Consider the following 15,993-nt stretch of genomic DNA (forward strand, 5'->3'; position numbering starts at 1 on the left):
AGTCCTTCATGGCTCATCGAAAGCCATCAACTATAAGTTGATGGCTTTTTTGTTTGCATTTTTGCATGGATTTAGGTTATGTTTCTTACTAACTTTTTTATTTTAAGGTATCGACAGGTTATAATAGGTTCATTATGTTCGCTTAGAGGTTAGTCTAAAAAAAGTGAAGTGGTGATCGTGTGGCTTTGGATACGGAATGGATACAGCAACAGCTTCAGAATATTATTCAAGCACCTTTTACTATACAGCCTTGGTGTCCGGAAATGATTGCAGAAGGTCAGTCAGCAGAATCGGCTGTACCGGATAAGTCATTTGTACGTGATAGCAAAATATATTTCCCGTTCCGTGTGATAGCAGGAGAATTGGTTGCCTTTGCGGTAGAGGCGAAGCATTTGACGGATCGGGAACGGAAGTTGATTGAAGCGTTACTCTGGAACATGGAGCAATTCTGGCAGGATGGGACGAGGACGCAACGGCCCGATAACCCGGTTTATGCTGAGGAAGAGCGAATGAAGCGTTTTGGACAATGGCTCATACAGCAAGCTGGAAACCTACAGAATGAAGAAGAGCTTCCTGATGAGTTCGGGCTTCGGGATTCGTTGTCGGCGTATATGGTCCCCATTGTACTGACTGGTGAAGGAACACAGGGGAGTGCTATTGCCTACACACAGTTACATCGATTGTTAGCTAGTTATTTTGGCGGGAATGTGCTGCTTACTCCATTGGATGAACAGTCTTGGCTGATTATGGCTAAAAGGGAACTACTGTTGGGAACGGAAGACGACCGGGATAAAGATGTCGAAACCAGGGATACGGATTACACGGAATCGCTGGAGGAGGTTCTTACGGCTTTCAGCCTGGGTTTATACGAGCTTATCGCAAATGAGTGGGTAGGTGTATTTCATTTGGCGGTATCCAAGCCGTCTATACTATTGCAAAGTCTTCCCAAAGAGCTGAATTTGTTATGGGAGACGATCCATCTTGGGAAAATTTTTTATGTAACTGAGCATATTCACTTTTCATGGGAGTTGCATTTGGAGAGGTTATTAAACCGTATTCCGAAGGAGCAACGCATGCAGTTTTTGGAGCAGGTTATGCGGTCGTCCGTCATATTGGAGGATGCTGAAACGATGGCTACATTGGATATCTTTTTTCAACTGGATTGTAATGTGAGTGAGACGGCTAAGCGCCTTTACGTGCACCGGAATACGTTGATTTACCGTTTGGACAAAATTAAACAGGAGACAGGTTTGGATGTGCGGACGTTTAATGATGCGGTTTTGGTCAAGCTTTTTCTACTATTGTACAAAGTGACAAAAAGGAAATAGCATTTTTGTGCAGTTTGCGAATAGCCACGAAGTGGGTACTAGGGTAAGATACAAGTAAGAAATGTATTCGATTTCAAAACTTGATCTTGGGGAGGCAAAAGCTATGGCTGGTGTACGCTTAGAGCATATTTTCAAAAAATACCCGGGTGCAGATAAAGCTACGGTTATTGATGTCAATTTGGACATTCAAGATAAAGAATTCCTCGTATTGGTCGGTCCTTCCGGTTGTGGTAAATCTACTACGCTCCGTATGATCGCTGGTCTGGAAGAAATCTCGGACGGCAAATTATATATTGGAGATCGTGTTGTGAACGACGTAGCTCCAAAGGATCGCGATATTGCGATGGTTTTTCAATCCTATGCCTTGTATCCGCATATGAACGTATACCAAAACATGGCTTTTGGTCTGAAACTTCGCAAGGTGAAGAAAGAAGAAATTGATAAGCGTGTACGTGAGGCGGCTAAAATCCTTGATATTGAGCATCTCCTGGATCGCAAGCCAAAAGCGCTATCAGGTGGTCAACGTCAGCGTGTTGCCTTGGGACGTGCGATTGTACGTGACCCGCAAGTGTTCTTGATGGATGAGCCATTGTCCAATCTGGATGCCAAGCTGCGTGGTCAGATGCGTGCGGAAATCACGAAGCTGGCTAAACGTCTGGAAACGACCGTTATCTACGTAACGCATGACCAGGTCGAAGCGATGACGATGGGTGACCGGATTGTTGTTATGAAGGATGGCATTATTCAACAAGCTGCATCCCCGGATGAGCTGTACAACCGTCCAGTAAATCTGTTCGTAGCTGGTTTTATTGGCTCTCCTACGATGAACTTCATCACAGGTAAGCTGGCGGAGAAGGACGGCGCACTGTATTTCAATGCACCAGGTCTGGATCTGTTCGTGCCTGAAGGTAAGGGACAGATTTTGAAAGCCAAGGGTTATATCGGTAAAGAAGTTATCTTGGGTATCCGTCCTGAGGATATTCATGAAGAACCCGTATTTTTGGAGGCTTCCCCAAATTCGATCTTTACGTCCACTGTGGATGTAACCGAAAATCTCGGTCATGAAATGCTGTTGTACCTGAGTGGCGCTGGAAATGATACGATTATTGCCCGTGTAGACGGACGTTCCAATACTCGTGATGGTGTCAAAGTGAAGTTGGCTGTTGATATGAACAAGGTTCATATTTTTGATAAAGAATCGGAATTGAGCATTCTGGTTGGCGAATAAGTCCAATCTATAGAAGAGAGTCGCAGTTACCCTGCTGGGGAAAGGCGGCTCTTTTTGTATATCCCATACAGCTTCCAGCTTCGGCATTGCATTCATTGGAAAATTCCGATACGATGGGTACATTGGTATGGGTCTGGGTTCAGTATGAACACAGGTAGCCCGAAATCATGTTGAAAAGATGAGGCTTGGGCTGGCACAGGATGAGTTGGCAGTGGGCTATATGGTTTGATAGGGTGACGCTACATAAATAAGATTACGTATAGAATCCGGTCATGCAGGATGAAGGGGAGAACACGATGGCTAAAAAGGTAAAGGTATCTGAGCTTGTACAGCAATTTCAAATGGAGGTTATTTCCGGTGAGAAAGGTTTGCGTAGGCTGATCACGGTGGATGATTTGAATCGTCCAGGGCTGGAGATGGCTGGGTATTTTGAATATCACACACAGGAGCGGGTGCAGCTTTTGGGAAGGTCTGAGCTGGCTTTTCTCGGTATGCTTCCTCCTGAGGAAAGAAAGGATCGGATGCAGCGTCTATGTACGGAGCTGACTCCGTGTATCATCATCACACGCGGTTTGGAAGTACCGGCAGAACTGGTGGAGGCAAGCGCTGAACGGGATGTCCCAGTATTGCGAACTAATATGGCCACAACGATTTTATCAAGCCGCATTACGGGTTTTCTTGAAAGAAAGCTGGCTCCTACTGCCACGATTCATGGTGTGTTGTGTGATGTGTATGGTGTAGGTATGCTCATTACGGGCAGTAGCGGCATTGGTAAAAGTGAAACAGCACTGGAACTGGTTAAACGTGGTCATCGGCTGGTAGCAGATGATGCAGTGGAAATTCGGCAAACGTCCGATTTTCAGTTGCATGGTACGGCGCCGGAACTGATTCGTCATTTGCTGGAAATTCGCGGCGTAGGCATCATTAATGTGATGACGCTGTTTGGTGCGGGTGCAGTGCGTAACAACAAGCGGATTACGCTGGTTGTCCGTCTGGAGGCATGGCAGCAGGACAAGCAGTATGACCGTCTTGGTTTGGATGAAGAGACAACACGTATTATTGACACGGATGTTCCGCTCGTTACGATTCCAGTTCGTCCGGGCCGAAATTTGGCCGTTATTATTGAGGTGGCGGCAATGAACTACCGTTTGAAGCAAATGGGCGTGAATGCAGCTCTGCAATTTACGAACAAGCTGACTGCTACAATTTCTGAAGATATGGAAGATATGGATTAAGGTTCAGTCGTTTGCAAGGAAGAACAAGGAGTGAGAGAAACATATGTCAACGGCAACATTACTGCTGAATCCGATTGCTTTTTCAATCGGGGCCATTAAGGTTCATTGGTACGGGCTTATTTTGGGGCTGGCGGCGCTTGTAGGTTTATATCTCGCCATTCGTGAAGGTAAAAGATTTGGCATACCACAGGAATTTTTTATGGATATGCTGCTGCTGGGTGTTCCTTCGGCTATTATTGGAGCGCGTATTTATTATGTAGCCTTCAAATGGGAAGACTATCGAGATAATCTATGGGATGTTTTTAAAATCTGGAATGGCGGTATTGCGATATACGGCGCATTGATCGGCGCGATTATATGCGCAGTCATCTATTTCCGCTATAAGGGTTATAATTTCTGGCGGATTGCGGATATCTGTGCGCCGGGTCTGCTGATCGGTCAAGCGATTGGCCGCTGGGGTAACTTTGTCAATCAGGAAGCCTACGGTGGACCGACGGAAGAAGGCTTTTTGCGGAATCAACTGCATCTGCCGGATTTCATTGTGAATCAGATGAACGTTAACGGGGTGTTTCACCATCCTACATTCCTGTATGAATCCCTGTGGAGTATTGTAGGTGTGATTCTGTTGCTCGTCATTCGACGTATGGAATTTGTACGTGCAGGTGAAATGTTTGCGTTTTACTTCATTTGGTACTCGATTGGCCGTTTTTTCATTGAGCGTGTACGGACGGATAGTTTGGCTTTTCAGGGACCAGACTGGCTGGCTTCTTTTGTGAATGCTTTGTGGTCTCCTATGGTATGGCTGGGGTTTGAACCAGGGCATCTGGACCCGAGTTACGGTAATGTACGGATCTCGCAACTGCTCCCTATCTTCATTGTTGTAGCTGCTGTGATTTTCATTGTGGTTCGTCGTCGTAAGGGTGCATCTGTTCCGAAATATAGCGATCCGATTGTCTCCAGCAAGGTAGGAGTCGATCAGGTGCCTGACGTGACGCCGGAACAGGCTTCTCGCCCGGGTCAAGATACGATTACGCCGACAACGGCTGCGCCGGATAAGCTACACAAGGAAGACATGGACGAGGACAAGAAGGAGCATCTATGATAAACACGATTTTATTCGACCTGGACGGAACGATTATGGATACGAATGAGCTGATTATCAGCACATTTCTGCACATTTTGAATCACCCGGACGCTGACCCGCTGACGCGGGAGCATATTATCCCTCATATGGGTGGAACGCTGGATGACCAGCTTCGTACCTTTTCGGGATTAAAGGATGTGTCTGAGCTGGTTAAAGGCTATCGTGCCTATAACTTGCTCCATCACGACCAAATGGTGAAGCCTTTTCCGCATGTCATCGAGGTTATTCAGGAGCTGCGTGCGCGTGGAATTAAGCTGGGGGTTGTGACGACTAAAATACGACCCTCTACGATTCGTGTGTTGGATCTGTTCAATCTGACCTCCTCTATGGACTATATTGTGACGGTGGACGACGTAGAGCATCCGAAACCACACGCAGAGCCTGTGCTTAAGGCGCTGGCTGGCTTGAACGCCAAGGCGGAGCATACGTTGATGGTTGGAGACAGCTCTTTTGATATTCTATCGGCTCAAGCCGCAGGCGTGAAATCGGCGGGTGTAGCCTGGTCCCTGAAGGGTGAAGAAACTCTACGGGGATATGGACCGGATTACATTTTGCATGATATGCGGGATTTACTGAAGCTGGAGCTTCAAGGTGTCGAGGTATCGTGAGGAAGGTTAACCGCTATCCTGTGGAAGGCCCCAATGCGCTGTGGCAGATTTATCGGACGGTAAGCCGCTGGAAAGGGATTAAAAACTTTGTTTTTATACAGATCGCCCGGTATTGTCCCGTGCTATCCTGGAAGAATGTCATTTACCGCAGAGTGCTTGGGATGAAGGTAGGGCAGCATGCGGCCTTCGGTCTGATGGTGATGGTGGATGTTTTTTTTCCAGAGCATATTACGATAGGGAACAATTCGGTGATTGGATATAACACGACCATTCTGGCGCATGAATATCTCATACAGGAGTATCGTATTGGTAAAGTAATGATCGGGAATAATGTATTAATTGGCGCCAATACGACCATTCTGCCCGGTGTTACCATAGGTGATGGAGCTGTAGTAGCCGCGGGGGCAGTTGTTCATAAGGATGTGCCGGCAGGGGCATTCGTGGGAGGTAATCCGTTGCGTGAGTTAAGACGGTCGGGTGCGGATGTATAGTTAATAGCATAACAATAAGGGTCCCTTAAGGATTAAGGGGCCTTTTTGTGTTGTTTTTTTGTATAATTTAATCGCAAGAAAAACTTCCGCTAAGCACGGCCTTGCTTCTGTGAAAGTACGTCGATAGATGTTTTTCTTATAGGATTTATGAATTTTGCAATGGATAAAATAAAGAGGGGGAGATCGTTTCGCAATGCTGCTCCAAAATGGGCTGATCCGTTCGGTTGACGTTCACAGGCAAGGCATGATAATATATCGAATATACTTTAGTTTATTAGCACTTTACCATGATAAAGATATTGCGAAATCATGAGGTGAATAGAGATGTCCAAGCCAAAAGGATTTGAAATCCCCGTAGGGGTTCGGGATTACCTTCCGCGTGCGGTGTCGAAGCTGCGGACGATTGAATTGAATGTACTCGAATGTATGGAGCGTTGGGGCTATCGTCAGATTATGACGCCTACGATGGAGTATTACGATACGGTGGGTGTGGCTAGTTCTACTTCGGATCGGAAGTTGTTCAAACTGCTCAATAACCGGGGAACTACGCTGGTGCTGCGATCTGATATGACCGCGCCGATTGCGCGTGTGGTATCGTCGCTGTTGAAGGAAGAGGAAGTACCACTCCGGCTTTCCTATCACGCAAATGTATTTCGGGCGATTGAGGAAGAGGCGGGAAGAGAAGCGGAATTCTTCCAGACGGGTGTGGAGCTGGTGGGCGATGACTCTCCTGAGGCTGACGCAGAGGTCGTGGCATTGGCGATTGCATCGTTGCAGGCGGCAGGGGTGTCCTCTTTTAAAATTGCCATGGGGCATGTCGGATTCCTGAATGGTCTGTTCGAGGAAATCATTCCGGGTCGACAGGCTGAACAGCAAGCGTTAAAGGAACTGTTATTGAACCGTGATGTGGTGGGCTACCGGACAGCGATTGAGGCTTTGGGTTTGCCTACCGAACATCGGGATAAGCTGGAGGCCATTCTTAGGCTTCGCGGGGGCAAAGAGATTTGCGAGCAGGCTACTCGCCTTAGTGTAGAGCAACAGACGATCCAGTCTATTGCACATCTATGTGAGGTATGGGAAGTGCTGGAGAGCTACGGTGTGTCTGAGCATGTGCTAATTGACCTTACTATGATCGGGGATTTTTCATATTATACAGGAATGACTTTTGAGGGCTATGCGGCGGAAATCGGATTTCCCGTATGTAATGGAGGGCGCTATGACAATCTGCTACAGCAGTTTGGTCGTTCCGTGCCTGCGACGGGATTTGCATTGAAGACGAACCGGATTGTCGATGGCGTAGACGGTATTCAGATCGAGGCGAAACGCCCGGTGCTTATTCGTTATGACGAGCAGGGACGCAGAGAGGCATTATCCGCCGCTGCACAACTTCGAGGAGCAGGACGGACAGTCGTTACAGGACTGACGGGTGGCCCAGAGGATCGCCGCCGCGAGCAACAGGATTTGTACGCAGAGGTTTACAGCTACACAGCCGAAGAAAGACAACCAGTACAAGGGAGGGAATTGCCATGACGGAGACGTTGAAGGTAGCCATGCCAAAGGGACGGATCTATAAGCAGGCTTCCGAGCTGTTTCGTCGAGCGGGGGTTCCTATTCCAGTAGATGTAGATGATACGCGCAAGCTGGTTATTCCGCTGCCTGAACTGGGAATGGAGTTTATTATGGCGAAGCCGGTGGACGTTCCCACGTATGTGGAGTACGGAGCTGCGGATATCGGCATTGTAGGCAAGGATGTTTTGCTGGAAGAGAACAAGGATGTGTATGAGCTGCTTGATCTGGGGATTGCCCGTTGCCGAATGTCGGTCATTGCTTTGCCGGATTGGCAGCCGGGTATTCGTCAGCGGGTGGCTACGAAGTATCCGAATGTGGCTTCCCAGTATTTTCGGGAGCAAGGCCAGCAGGTGGAGGTTATCAAGCTGAACGGTTCCATCGAGCTGGCACCGTTAATCGGTCTTGCAGACCGGATTGTCGATATGGTGGAAACAGGGCAGACCTTGAGAGAGAACGGATTGGTCGAGCAGATCAGCATTTTGGATATTACGAGTCGGCTGATTGCCAATCGGGTCAGCTACCGGATGAAAAATGGTCCGATTCAGGCATTGTGTGACCGATTGCATCAAGTGATTCCGACTACGGTGGCACCTAGGACTAAGGAATAGGCCAATGATTAGGAGAATAGAACATTCTGCAAGCTGCAAGTAAGGGGGAAGGGACAATGAAGATCGTATCAGCCCGTGATTTCAATCTCCAGCGCGAGGTGGATTACGGTACACCTGAGCAAAATGAAGCCGTTCGTGCGATTATCCGTTCGGTACGGCAGGAGGGAGATGCGGCTGTACTGCGGTATACGGAATCGTTCGATGGTGTATCGCTGACGGCGGAGCAGCTCCGTGTGACGAAGGAAGAATTGAAGGCGGCATATGACAAGGTGGAGCCTTCTTTTTTGCAGGCTATTCGGGAGGCGGCGGACAATATCCGTGCTTTTCATACGAAGCAAAAACGTAATTCGTGGATGGATTTACAGCCGGACGGCAGCTTGCTGGGCCAGATTATCCGACCGTTAAAGCGGGTAGGTGTGTATGTTCCCGGCGGTAAAGCGGCTTATCCATCCTCGGTGCTGATGAATGTGATCCCGGCTCAGGTGGCTGGTGTACCGGAGATTGTCATGGTGACACCCCCGGCAACAGGCGGCAAGGCGGGAATTGATCCATATACACTGGTAGCTGCGGCAGAGGCGGGTGTGACAGAAATGTACCGGGTTGGCGGAGCGCAGGCGATTGCGTCTCTCGCTTATGGGACAGATAGTATTGAACCGGTCGATAAAATTTGCGGCCCAGGCAACATTTATGTAGCGCTGGCGAAGCGCGAGGTATACGGTGCGGTGGATATCGACAGTATTGCAGGACCGAGTGAAATTGTCGTGCTGGCTGACGATACAGCGAATGCCTCTTATGTAGCGGCTGACCTGCTCTCGCAGGCAGAACACGACGAAATGGCCTCGGCCATTCTGGTTACGCCCTCGCAACGCTTGGCAGCAGAAGTATCAGCCGAGGTACAGCGCCAATTGGCGGAGCTGCCGCGCAGAGATATTGCTGCTGCATCGGTTGATGCCTATGGAGCGATTATTGTCGTGGATACGTTGCATGAGGGGATCCAGATTGTGAACAAACTTGCCCCGGAGCATTTGGAAATCATGACGGAGAATCCAATGGGGCATGTCGGTCTGATCGAAAATGCGGGAGCGATTTTTCTTGGAGCGTACAGCTCGGAGCCGGTAGGCGATTATTTTGCCGGACCTAACCATATTATTCCGACCAATGGAACCGCGCGGTTCTCTTCTCCGGTCGATATTGATGATTTTATTAAGAAGTCGAGTATGATCTATTACAGCAAGGAAGCGCTGCTGCGCAATGGAGAGACGATTATGCAGCTTGCCCGGCATGAAGGGTTGGAAGGCCACGCACGGGCGATACAGGTTCGATTGGACAATGAGAAGAAGGCGGTGGATGGCGATGGGGAACGAAAATAACGGAGCAGGGCGTGCAGGCAGCGTCAGCCGAAAGACGAACGAAACGGATATTCAGCTATCTTTTGCGGTAGACGGTACAGGACAAGCGGAAATTGAGACAGATGTTCCTTTTCTGAATCATATGCTGGATTTGTTCACCAAGCATGGACAATTTGACCTGAACGTACAGGCCAGAGGGGATGTTGATATCGACGACCACCATACCGTAGAGGACATTGGTATCTGTCTGGGGCAAACCTTGCTGGAATCGTTAGGCGATAAAAAAGGAATCAAGCGGTATGCCAGCGTCTTTGTACCGATGGATGAGGCGCTCGCGCAGGTCGTCATTGATCTAAGTAACCGACCCCATTTTGAGTATCGAGCGCAGTATCCGTCCCAGCAGGTAGGAAGCTTTTCGACGGAGCTGGTGCATGAGTTTCTGTGGAAATTCGCGCTGGAGGCTCGTATGACGCTGCACGTCATTGTTCACTATGGGCAAAATACCCACCATATGATCGAGGCGGTGTTCAAGGCACTGGGACGTGCGCTGGATGAAGCGACATCCATTGACCCGCGGGTAACGGGAGTGCCTTCGACGAAGGGAGTGCTGTAGTCCATGTCCATTGCTATTGTGGATTACGGCAGAGGCAATCTGCATAGTGTGAGCAAGGCGGTTGAGCGCCTTGGCTATGAGGCTGTAGTGACAGGAGATGCGAAGGTGATTCGTTCCGCCAGCGGTGTGATTTTGCCGGGTGTAGGGGCGTTCGGAGACGCTATGGAGCATTTGCGCTCCAGCGGCCTGGATCGAGTCATTCAGGAGGTTGCGAGCGCCGGACAGCCGCTGCTTGGCGTTTGCCTGGGGATGCAGCTGCTGTTCACTCGTGGCGAAGAATATGGCAGCCATGAGGGGCTGGATATTTTGCCGGGAGAGGTCGTGCGCTTTGCTCCTGATCTGGGTGTAAAGGTACCGCATATGGGCTGGAATCGTCTGCACATGACGCAGCCGGAACATCCATTGTTGCAAGGCTTGGAGGAAGGGCATGTGTATTTTGTACATTCTTATCATGCCAAGCCGGAGGTAGAAAGCGATTTGCTGGCGGTGACCGATTACGGCGGGCCGGTAACAGCTATCGTAGGCAGAGGCCATGTATACGGTATGCAGTTCCATCCGGAGAAGAGCGGGGAAATGGGAATGCGACTGCTTCGTCAGTTTTTGCAACTGGCTGAGGCGGAAAAGCGAGCGTAATTACACACAGGTATTTTTGAATAAGCTCACAAGGGGGTCATACTTTGTTCACGATATATCCGGCGATTGATATTCGCGATGGCAAATGTGTACGGCTGGTGCAGGGTGATTATAACCAGGAGACGATATACAATGAAAATCCGGTGGAGGTGGCCCGGGAATGGGAGCGCTTGGGCGGTTCCTACATTCATTTGGTCGATCTGGACGGTGCTAAAGCGGGTCAACCTGTGAATGATGAGCTGATCGGACGCATCGCGTCTGCGGTACAGGTCCCTGTACAGGTGGGTGGCGGCTTGCGTACGCGCGAGCATGTGGAGCGGCTGTTGTCACTGGGCGTGAGCCGCGTGATTTTGGGCACGGCGGCGATTGAGGACCGCGCTTTTACGGAAGCGGTGCTGGGCACCTACGGCGACCGGATCGCTATTGGTCTGGATGCACGAAATGGCTATGTAGCGACGCGCGGATGGCTCGAAACCTCGGAGGTTCGAGCAGATGAATTGGCTGCGGAGCTGGCTTCCAAGGGAGCGGAAACGTTTATTTTCACAGATATTTCCCGCGACGGAATGATGCAGGGGCCTAATGTGGAGGCGATCGTGGCACTTGCGAAAAGCAGTGGACGCACCGTAATTGCTTCCGGCGGTGTCAGCAAGATGGACGATCTGATTACGTTGAGTGCCTATGCGCAAAAAGGTGTAGGCGGCGCTATTGTGGGTAAGGCATTGTATACAGGTAGCATTGATTTACAGGTCGCCGTACAAGCTGTAGCAAAGGCATAGGGGGAGTAGGCATGCTGGCTAAACGTATTATTCCCTGCTTGGACGTAAAGGATGGCAGGGTAGTTAAGGGCGTCAATTTTGTGAATTTACGTGATGCAGGCGATCCGGTAGAGCTGGCGGCGCTTTATGACCGGGAAGGGGCGGACGAAATCGTATTTCTGGATATTTCCGCTTCGGTTGAAGGTCGTGCGACTATGGAAGAGGTAGTTCGCCAGACAGCCGGGGAAATTGCCATTCCCTTCACCGTGGGCGGCGGAATATCGCATGTCGATGATATGAAGCGCATCCTGCGTGCAGGGGCGGATAAAATCGGTATTAATACGGCGGCCGTTCGTAACCCTCAGCTAATTGCGGAGGGTGCGCGCAGCTTTGGCTCACAATGTATCGTGGTTGCGATTGATGCCAAGTACAACGAGGCTTGGGGCGAGTGGGAAGTATATACGCACGGAGGGCGCACGCCATCGGGCATTCGGGCCTTAGCCTGGGCCAAGGAGGCTGAACAGCTGGGGGCAGGCGAAATTCTGCTGACCAGCATGAATGCGGACGGAACCAAGGATGGTTTTGACCTGCCGCTGACCTCTGCGGTGTCGGATACCGTGGGTATTCCGGTCATTGCTTCCGGTGGAGCGGGCAAGCAGGAGCACTTTTATGATGTGTTTACGGCGGGTAAAGCGGATGCCGGATTAGCGGCAACGATTTTTCATTATAAAGAAATAGGAATCCCCGAGCTAAAACGGGATTTGAAGCGCAGAGGAGTGGAGATACGATGAGCAACGAATTGAACCAGCAGCTATCTCTGGAACAGGTATTGGATAATATCCGCTGGAATGAAGCGGGGCTTGTCTCGGCGATTGTGCAGGATGATGCCACGCTTCAAGTATTGACGCTGGCCTATATGAATCGAGAATCGCTGAAGCTTTCTCTGGAATCGGGAGAGACATGGTTTTGGTCCCGTTCCAGACAGGAGCTGTGGCACAAAGGGGCAACGTCGGGGAATACGCAAAAAATCACCTCCATCCAGCTGGATTGTGACGGTGACGCTCTGCTCGTCCGTGTAATTCCCAATGGTCCCGCCTGCCATACCGGAGAAACGAGCTGCTTTTTCCGTGATATTTCCGTGCCAGGAACAGCTGTAGCTCCTGCTAAGGATAATGCCGGGGGCCAAGCGTCAGTGACGACTCAAACGGGCACGGCTCATGCGGCATCAGACCGCTTTGAAGTGCTTGCCCAATTGGAAGCAATCATTAAGGAGCGGGAAGTGACACGTCCTGAAGGGGCCTATACGACCTACCTTTTTGACAAAGGCGTGGATAAGATTCTAAAAAAGGTTGGCGAAGAAGCGTCCGAGACGATCATTGCTGCCAAAAATAAGGATAATGAGGAGCTTCGTCTGGAGGTCAGTGATCTGATCTATCACTTGCTGGTACTGTTACAAGAGCGCAAACTACCGCTGGATGATGTGCTGGCTGAGCTGAACCGTCGTCATGAGCGTCCCCGTCGTGATTAAAATGGGTGATGTAGCGCTGAGAGAGGGGAGAGCCGCATGAAAATTGACTATCATACGCATCATACCCGCTGTGGTCATGCGATAGGAAATCTGGAAGAGTATGTGCAGCAGGGTATTCGGCTGGGACTGGATCAGCTCGGCCTGTCCGATCATATGCCGCTACTGCATGTAAATCCGGCCGACTATTACCCGGAGATGGCGATGCCTATGGAAGAGCTGCCCCGATATGTGGAAGAATGTCTGGAACTAAAGGAACGTTATAAGGGACAGATTGACATTCGTGTCGGCTTGGAAGGCGACTACGTCGAGGGCTGGGAACGGGAAATCGAAGACATCATCACCGCATATCCGTGGGATTATGTGATTGGCTCGGTCCATTTCCTAGGTGAATGGGATGTCACGGACTATCGCCAGGTACACCATTGGGAAGGTAAAAATGTGCTGGAGGTGTACCGCACTTATTATGATGCAGTTACCAAAGCGTCAGCTACCGGATTGTATGACATCATGGGGCATCTGGATGTCATTAAGCGCTTCGGCCACTATCCGAAGCTGGAGGAAGCGGAGGAGCTGCGCGAGCTGGAGCGCTCCACACTATCGGCCGTTGCCCGCAGCGGGCGGGCGATCGAGCTGAACGCATCGGGGCTATCCAAGCCCTGTGCGGAGATGTTCCCGAGCCGACGCATGCTGGAGGAGGCATTGTCGCTGGGCATCCCGCTGACGGTAGGTTCGGATGCACATGATCCGGCGAAGCTGTCCGAGCATTTGGAGAAGGCGCGTGCGCTTTTGCATGAGGTCGGATATCGTGAGCTTGCCGTATTCCGACAGCGTGAGCGCTCGACGGTGCCGTTGACGCTTTGATGTCTATGTTCTGCCTAAATATAGCCTATATAGCCCGATGACCAGCCGAACGCTGCCTTTTTACACATGAAGGCGCGTGCGGCTATTTGGCTTATTCACTCATTTTTCAGCGGCTGAGCCAGAGCCTGGTTCCGTTTTTTGGGATGAGGTATACCCTACTGTCAAGTCGTTTTGAAGTTGTGGTATACTGAAGGGTATGAACATGCCAGTTACAGTTAAAGGAGGTGCCTTTGTTATTTATGAAAGGGAAACATCTGCGAGCTTCGGGACCTAGCCCTAAGATTATTGTTTTGCGTTTCGACGCATCTTTCTTTTTTGAGAAAGCTGTGCGCTCGCTTGATCGCAATCATTATGACAAGGCATTGAAATATTTTCGCAAAGCCGTTGAATATGAACCGGATAATCCGGTGAATCATTGCAATATGGCGGGTATATTATCAGAGATGGGGGATTATGCAGGTTCGAATGAGATCCTGTCCTCTGTTCTGAGCGACGTAGACCCGTCGATGACAGAGTGTTACTTCTATATGGCGAATAATTACGCCAATATGGAGCAGTTTGAAGAAGCGGAGAAAGCCTTGGTCACGTATTTGGAGGAGGACGAAGAAGGACAGTTTCTCGATGAAGCCGAGGAAATGATGGAGCTGCTCTATTATGAGTTGGACCGTCCAACCAAGCTGAACCGCATTAAGGCCCGGCAGGGAGTGGTCGAGCATGATCAGGCCCGTGTCCTGCTGGAGGAAGGGAAGTTTGCTCAGGCGGCCCAATTGCTTAAGCAAATTTCAGAGGAACAGCCGGACATGTTCGCTGCGCGGAACAATCTGGCGCTGGCGTATTACTACATGGGACTGTTTCAAAATGCGAAGACTACCATTCTTCGGGTGCTGGAGGATGAACCGGGTAATTTGCATGCGCTGTGCAACCTGGCGATCTTTTATCAGCATGAGGGCGGCGGCCCAGAATTGGATCGTCTGATTCAAACGTTGACGGTCACCATACCATTTCAGGAGGAGCAGGTATTCAAGCTGGCTACTACGATGGGGATTCTCGGACGTCATGAGGAGGCTTACAGACATTTCCGCAGGTTGCTTCAAGGCGGCGGAGAGGATAATGATGACGCCTCCCTGTATCATTATACGGCAGTGGCTGCCAGCAATACGGGAAGATATGCAGAAGCTCGGCGGTTGTGGGGGCATTTGCAAAAGCAGGATGCTTCCTCGGAAGTTCCGCGGTTTTTCCTGTCCCGGCTGGAGGAGCTCCAGCAGGAGGGTACACCGCTACAAGTGCTTAGCTACCATTACCACCTCCCCTTTGAGGAACAATTCCGCATGTGGGAGAAGTTCGGAGCTGACCAGGTGCCTGACAGTATGAAGCGGGACCCGCTAATCCGGTCTTCCTTCTTCTGGGCGTTGCGCCACGGCGATCGAGCAACACAGCTTCAAGTCATTCAGGCGCTAAGCCTGATCGGTGACGATGAGGTGCGGCAGGCATTGGAATCCTTCGTAGAAGACCCGGATCAGGAAGGCGAGTTGAAACGGCGCGCCTTGCAGGTGCTGCAAGAGCTGACGGAGCCGCCAGTTAAGGACATACAGGAGATAAATCAGGAAACGGAACGAATTCTGCGACCAGAGTCAGAGAAGGTTCACCATGTATCCGAAGATGAGGTGCCTGCCCATTCAACTGTCCATCCAGAATGGCAGGCAGTGCTGGATAAGGTACTTGGCGTGATGAGCAAGCCGTCCGATCCGGTCATGCTGCGCGATTTGAGGTCACTTTGGCTGGAATATCTGGATCGGCTTGCCCCGGAGGTCCCGATTGTTCAGCATACTGAGGGATGGGCAGCGGCGCTGGAATACTTGACAGCCAAAATGAATCATCATTCGGTGACCTATCAGGAAGTAGCTGACCGTTATGGTATTTCCGTATCGACCGTAAGCCGCTATGCACGCCAGATTGACAGCGTGTGCGGTATCAAGCAGAAGATGAAACAGCCGCTTTCCACGTTTAAAAAGCAGGTCTGATACCTGCTCCAAACACCACCTA

16 protein-coding genes are annotated in these 15,993 nt (G+C 50.3%); all 16 read left to right on the plus strand.

What is annotated here, in order from left to right:
- Nucleotides 1-179 precede the first annotated feature (179 nt).
- The 16 genes from C1I60_RS07580 (at nt 180) to C1I60_RS07655 (ending at nt 15,971) form a co-directional block, all read left to right on the plus strand.
- The gene (locus tag C1I60_RS07580) at nt 180-1,328 is read left to right on the plus strand and encodes a PucR family transcriptional regulator (RefSeq protein WP_137061187.1); all 1,149 of its coding nucleotides are present in this window, start codon (nt 180-182) and stop codon (nt 1,326-1,328) included.
- Between the two features lie 103 nt (nt 1,329-1,431).
- The gene (locus C1I60_RS07585) at nt 1,432-2,556 is read left to right on the plus strand and encodes an ABC transporter ATP-binding protein (protein WP_137061188.1); all 1,125 of its coding nucleotides are present in this window, start codon (nt 1,432-1,434) and stop codon (nt 2,554-2,556) included.
- A gap of 296 nt (nt 2,557-2,852) precedes the next feature.
- Complete coding sequence (gene hprK / locus C1I60_RS07590) at nt 2,853-3,791, plus strand: HPr(Ser) kinase/phosphatase (protein WP_134911655.1); 939 nt, start codon at nt 2,853-2,855, stop codon at nt 3,789-3,791.
- 43 nt (nt 3,792-3,834) lie between these two features.
- On the plus strand, nt 3,835-4,893 hold the full coding sequence (lgt, locus tag C1I60_RS07595) for a prolipoprotein diacylglyceryl transferase (RefSeq protein WP_137061189.1): 1,059 nt from the start codon (nt 3,835-3,837) through the stop codon (nt 4,891-4,893).
- Nucleotides 4,890-5,543: a pyrophosphatase PpaX gene (gene ppaX, locus C1I60_RS07600; RefSeq protein WP_137061190.1), complete on the plus strand. Its 654-nt coding sequence runs from the start codon at nt 4,890-4,892 to the stop codon at nt 5,541-5,543. Before lgt ends, ppaX begins: the two co-directional genes overlap by 4 nt.
- Complete coding sequence (locus C1I60_RS07605) at nt 5,540-6,034, plus strand: acyltransferase (protein WP_170970759.1); 495 nt, start codon at nt 5,540-5,542, stop codon at nt 6,032-6,034. Before ppaX ends, C1I60_RS07605 begins: the two co-directional genes overlap by 4 nt.
- Nucleotides 6,035-6,358: 324 nt before the next feature.
- Nucleotides 6,359-7,564: an ATP phosphoribosyltransferase regulatory subunit gene (locus tag C1I60_RS07610; RefSeq protein WP_137061192.1), complete on the plus strand. Its 1,206-nt coding sequence runs from the start codon at nt 6,359-6,361 to the stop codon at nt 7,562-7,564.
- Nucleotides 7,561-8,211 (plus strand): ATP phosphoribosyltransferase, encoded by a 651-nt coding sequence (gene hisG, locus C1I60_RS07615; protein WP_137061193.1) that lies wholly within the window; start codon nt 7,561-7,563, stop codon nt 8,209-8,211. Before C1I60_RS07610 ends, hisG begins: the two co-directional genes overlap by 4 nt.
- Nucleotides 8,212-8,267: 56 nt before the next feature.
- Complete coding sequence (gene hisD, locus C1I60_RS07620; protein ID WP_137061194.1) at nt 8,268-9,581, plus strand: histidinol dehydrogenase; 1,314 nt, start codon at nt 8,268-8,270, stop codon at nt 9,579-9,581.
- Complete coding sequence (hisB, locus tag C1I60_RS07625; RefSeq protein WP_137061302.1) at nt 9,565-10,173, plus strand: imidazoleglycerol-phosphate dehydratase HisB; 609 nt, start codon at nt 9,565-9,567, stop codon at nt 10,171-10,173. Before hisD ends, hisB begins: the two co-directional genes overlap by 17 nt.
- A gap of 3 nt (nt 10,174-10,176) precedes the next feature.
- Complete coding sequence (hisH, locus tag C1I60_RS07630; protein ID WP_137061195.1) at nt 10,177-10,806, plus strand: imidazole glycerol phosphate synthase subunit HisH; 630 nt, start codon at nt 10,177-10,179, stop codon at nt 10,804-10,806.
- A 44-nt stretch (nt 10,807-10,850) separates the two neighbouring features.
- A complete protein-coding gene (gene hisA / locus C1I60_RS07635; protein WP_044645048.1) occupies nt 10,851-11,582 on the plus strand; it encodes a 1-(5-phosphoribosyl)-5-[(5-phosphoribosylamino)methylideneamino]imidazole-4-carboxamide isomerase in 732 nt (243 codons plus the stop codon).
- 11 nt (nt 11,583-11,593) lie between these two features.
- A complete protein-coding gene (gene hisF / locus C1I60_RS07640) occupies nt 11,594-12,352 on the plus strand; it encodes an imidazole glycerol phosphate synthase subunit HisF (RefSeq protein ID WP_137061196.1) in 759 nt (252 codons plus the stop codon).
- Nucleotides 12,349-13,089 carry a bifunctional phosphoribosyl-AMP cyclohydrolase/phosphoribosyl-ATP diphosphatase HisIE gene (hisIE, locus tag C1I60_RS07645; protein ID WP_137061197.1) on the plus strand — a complete coding sequence of 247 codons (741 nt, stop codon included), beginning with the start codon at nt 12,349-12,351 and terminating at the stop codon, nt 13,087-13,089. The genes hisF and hisIE overlap by 4 nt, the downstream gene beginning before the upstream one ends.
- A gap of 36 nt (nt 13,090-13,125) precedes the next feature.
- Entirely contained in the window at nt 13,126-13,950 is an 825-nt protein-coding gene (gene hisJ / locus C1I60_RS07650; protein WP_137061198.1) for a histidinol-phosphatase HisJ, read from the plus strand.
- Nucleotides 13,951-14,189: 239 nt separating this feature from the next.
- Complete coding sequence (locus C1I60_RS07655; RefSeq protein ID WP_137061199.1) at nt 14,190-15,971, plus strand: tetratricopeptide repeat protein; 1,782 nt, start codon at nt 14,190-14,192, stop codon at nt 15,969-15,971.
- The last annotated feature ends 22 nt before the right edge of the window (nt 15,972-15,993 follow it).

Origin of the sequence: Paenibacillus terrae (genome assembly GCF_005217525.1) — a bacterium.
In the GTDB taxonomy this organism is placed as follows: domain Bacteria; phylum Bacillota; class Bacilli; order Paenibacillales; family Paenibacillaceae; genus Paenibacillus; species Paenibacillus terrae_C.